Source organism: Verminephrobacter aporrectodeae subsp. tuberculatae At4, from assembly GCF_000193225.1.
Taxonomy (GTDB): domain Bacteria; phylum Pseudomonadota; class Gammaproteobacteria; order Burkholderiales; family Burkholderiaceae_C; genus Acidovorax; species Acidovorax aporrectodeae.
In genome coordinates this window covers 1-3,282 of the sequence record NZ_AFAL01000478.1, presented here as the reverse complement: position 1 = coordinate 3,282, position 3,282 = coordinate 1, and the positions used below count along the sequence as shown (strand labels likewise).

3 protein-coding genes are annotated in these 3,282 nt (G+C 64.6%); all 3 read right to left on the bottom strand.

What is annotated here, in order from left to right; all coding sequences use genetic code 11:
• Window positions 1–88: 88 nt before the first annotated feature.
• The 3 genes from VTU_RS0115345 to VTU_RS0115335 all read right to left on the bottom strand — a co-directional run bounded on the left by VTU_RS0115345 (window position 89) and on the right by VTU_RS0115335 (window position 3,281).
• The gene (locus VTU_RS0115345) at window positions 89–1,069 is read right to left on the bottom strand and encodes a CAP domain-containing protein (RefSeq protein ID WP_010105712.1); all 981 of its coding nucleotides are present in this window, start codon (window positions 1,067–1,069) and stop codon (window positions 89–91) included.
• A gap of 156 nt (window positions 1,070–1,225) precedes the next feature.
• The gene (locus VTU_RS0115340) at window positions 1,226–2,161 is read right to left on the bottom strand and encodes a CAP domain-containing protein (RefSeq protein ID WP_010105711.1); all 936 of its coding nucleotides are present in this window, start codon (window positions 2,159–2,161) and stop codon (window positions 1,226–1,228) included.
• 172 nt (window positions 2,162–2,333) lie between these two features.
• Window positions 2,334–3,281: a CAP domain-containing protein gene (locus VTU_RS0115335; RefSeq protein ID WP_010105710.1), complete on the bottom strand. Its 948-nt coding sequence runs from the start codon at window positions 3,279–3,281 to the stop codon at window positions 2,334–2,336.
• Window position 3,282: the final 1 nt, after the last annotated feature.

Genomic DNA, 3,282 nt, shown 5'->3' with positions numbered 1-3,282 from the left:
TTTTTCTGCACGGATTTCAGTGCATGGGGGTCATGCGCTGATGCCAATCCGCACGATGGCTTCAGCCAGGATCCCGGTCCATACCGCACTACCTGGCGCCCGTGCGAAAGCTGAACGTGGACATGAACCCTGCGCCCGCATTCGTGCCGGACACCGTGGCGGTGTAAGTGGTGTTGGTGGCCAGCGCAACGGGGATGATGCAGGCCACTCCGGCCTTGCACCGCCCGTTGGGATCGGTCGTTTGCTCATCCCCGTAGAGCGCCTTGATCGTGACCGCCCCGCCAGGGCCCGTGATCGATGCCGCAGCAACCCTCAGGTCGCTCGCGCCCTTGACCAGGATGGGCTGTCCCCAGATGGCATCGGCTTCTGCGAGGAACGGTGTCGGCACCTCTTCGCCTGTGGACGCCAAAACGCCGGCGCTTCCCTCGCAGGGGTAGGTCAGAACCTTGCCCGCGTCCTGGTGCACGGCGTTCTCGGCCAAGCCGAAGACCATCTCCAGCGTCCGGCCCACTGCGGTTGGCCCCCAAGCCAGGCCGACGTCACGGAGCCCATGAAGTGCGACCAGGGTGTGGGGAGCACTCAGGATGGACCGCACCGCGTATTCGACGTTCTCGGTGAACGGCACGGGCAACAACGTCTCGCCCACCTGCCTGTGGTCGTAGCCGGCCGCAGTGGCCCGATTCCCCGGGTTAACGCCCGTGAACCTTGCATTGCCGGGTTTCTGGAAGTGACCCACTGCATTGTTTTGCGCCAAGTAGTCCAGATGCCCCATGGCGGCTTGGTCGAGCCTGATGTCTTGCGCCAGCAGTCCGAAGCCGCACTGGGACCGCTCGGCGTTCAGCATCTCGTACGCCAGGGCTTCGCTGCTGGTGGCTTCGTATGTGGCGGCAGGAACGCTGGTGACGATGGCGCTTGCGGCCGGTGCCGGCGTGTCGCCCCCATCTCCCCACGCTTCACCGTAGACGGTCAGGATCACGCCGCCATCATCGCTTCGATGGACGCTGCTGTGCTGTCCCCACGCTCCACCGCAGGCGGTCAGGGCCACGCCGGCTACCAGAACGGCCAGCAATTCGTTTTTTGTTTCATGGTTCTTTCTTTCGTTGAGTGACGCGCAAAACTGGCACGGCCGGCGGCTTTTTGTCTCCCATGGAACCGCGCCCTTGCATCCATGGCAGCGTTGCCAATCCGCGCGATGGCTTCAGCCCTTATCCCGGCCCATACCGCACTACCTGGCGCCTGTGCGAAAGCTGAACGTGGACCTGAACTCTGCACCCGCATTCGTGCCGGACACCGTGGCGGTGTAAGTGGTGTTGGTGGCCAGCGCAACGGGGATGATGCAGGCCAGCCCTGCCTTGCACCACGCGTTGGGATCGGTCGTTTGGCCATCCCCGTAGAACGCCTTGATCGCGACCGACCCGCCGGGACCCGTGATCGATGCCGCGGCAACCCTCAGGTCGCCCGCGCCATTGACCAGGATGGGCTGGCCCCAGACTGCATTGGCTTCTGCGGGGAACGGTGTCGGCACCTCCGTGCCTCTGGCCGCCAAAACGCCGGCGCTTCCCTCGCATGGGTAGGTCAGAACCTTGCCGACGTCCTGCCACGCGATGTTCTCGGGCAAGCCGAAGACCATCTCCAGCGTCCGGATGCCCACTGCGGTTGACCCCCAGGACAGGCCGACGTCCCGGAGCCCATAGAGCGCGACCAAGGCGTGGTAGGGAGCGCTCAGGATGAGCCGCACCGCGTAATCGGCGTCTTCGGTGAATGGCACGGTCGACAGCGTCTCGCCCACATGCTTGCGGTCGTAGCCGGCCGCAGCGGCGCGATCACCCAGTTCAGCGCCCGTGAACCCTGCATTGCCGGGTTTCTGGAAATGACCGATGACATTGTTTTTTGCCAAGTAGTTCAGATGCCCAATGGCGGCTTGGTCGAGCCTGATGTCTTGCGCCAGCAGTCCGAAGCCGCACTGGAGCCGCTCGGCGTTCAGCGTCTCGTAAGCCAGGGCTTCGCTGCTGTTGGCCACGTATGTGGCGGCAGGAACGCTGGTGACGATGGTGCTTGCTGTCGGTGCCAGCATGTCGCCCCCATCTCCCCACGCCCCACCGCAGGCGGTCAGGGCCACGCCGGCCACCAGAGTGGCCAGCAATTCGTTTTTTGGTTTCATGGTTCTTTCCGTTGAGTGGCCCGCAAGACTGGCGCGGCCGGCGGCTTTTTCTGCACGGATTGCAGTGCATGGGGGCCATGCGCTGATGTCTCCCATGGAACCGCGCCCTTGCACCCATGGCAGCGTTCCAATCCGCGCGATGGCTTCAGCCAGGATTCCAGTCCATACCGCACTACCTGGCGCCCGTGCGAAAGCTGAATATGGACATGAACCATGCACCCGCATTCGTGCCGGACACCGTGGCGGTGTAAGTGGTGTTGGCGGCCAGCGCAACGGGGATGACGCAGGCCACTGCGGCCTTGCACTGCCCGTTGGGATCGGTCGTTTGGCCATCCCCGTAAAGCGCCTTGATCGCGACCAACCCGCCAGGGCCCGTGATCGATGCCGCAGCAACCCTCAGGTCGCTCGCGCCCTTGACCAGGATGGGCTGGCCCCAGATGGCATCGGCTTCTGCGAGGAACGGTGCCGACACCTCTTCGCCTGTAGACGCCAAAACGCCGGCGCTTCCCTCGCATGGGTAGGTCAGAACCTCGCCCGCGTCCTGGTGCACGGCGCCCTCGGCCAAGCCGAAGACCATCTCCAGCGTCCGGCCCACTGCGGTTGGCCCCCAAGCCAGACCGACGTCACGGAACCCATGGAGCGCGACCAGGGCTTGGGGAGCACTCAGGACGGACCGCACCGCGTATTCGACGTTCTCGACGAACGGCACGGACAACAGCGCCCCGCCCACCTGCCTGTGGTCGTAGCCGGCCGCAGTGGCCCGATTCCCCGGGTTAATGCCCGTGAACCTTGCATTGCCGGGTCTCTGGAAATGACCCACTGCATTGTTTTGCGCCAAGTAGTCCAGATGCCCCATGGCGGCTTGGTCGAGCCTGATGTCTTGCGCCAGCAATCCGAAGCCGCACTGGAGCCGCTCGGTGTTCAGCATCTCGTAAGCCAGGGCTTCGCCGCTGGTGGCTTCATATGTGGCGGCAGGAACGCTGGTGACGATGGCGTTTGCGGCCGGTTCCGGCATGTCGCCCCCATCTCCCCACGCTTCACCGTAGACGGTCAGGGTCACGCCATCATCGCTTCGATGGACGCTGCTGTGCTGTCCCCACGCCCCACCGCAGGCGGTCAGG

What these genes read in the sequence shown, in the direction of transcription:
- VTU_RS0115340 (WP_010105711.1), bottom strand. Translation starts at nt 2,161, where the DNA reads ATGAAACCAAAAAACGAATTGCTGGCCACTCTGGTGGCCGGCGTGGCC.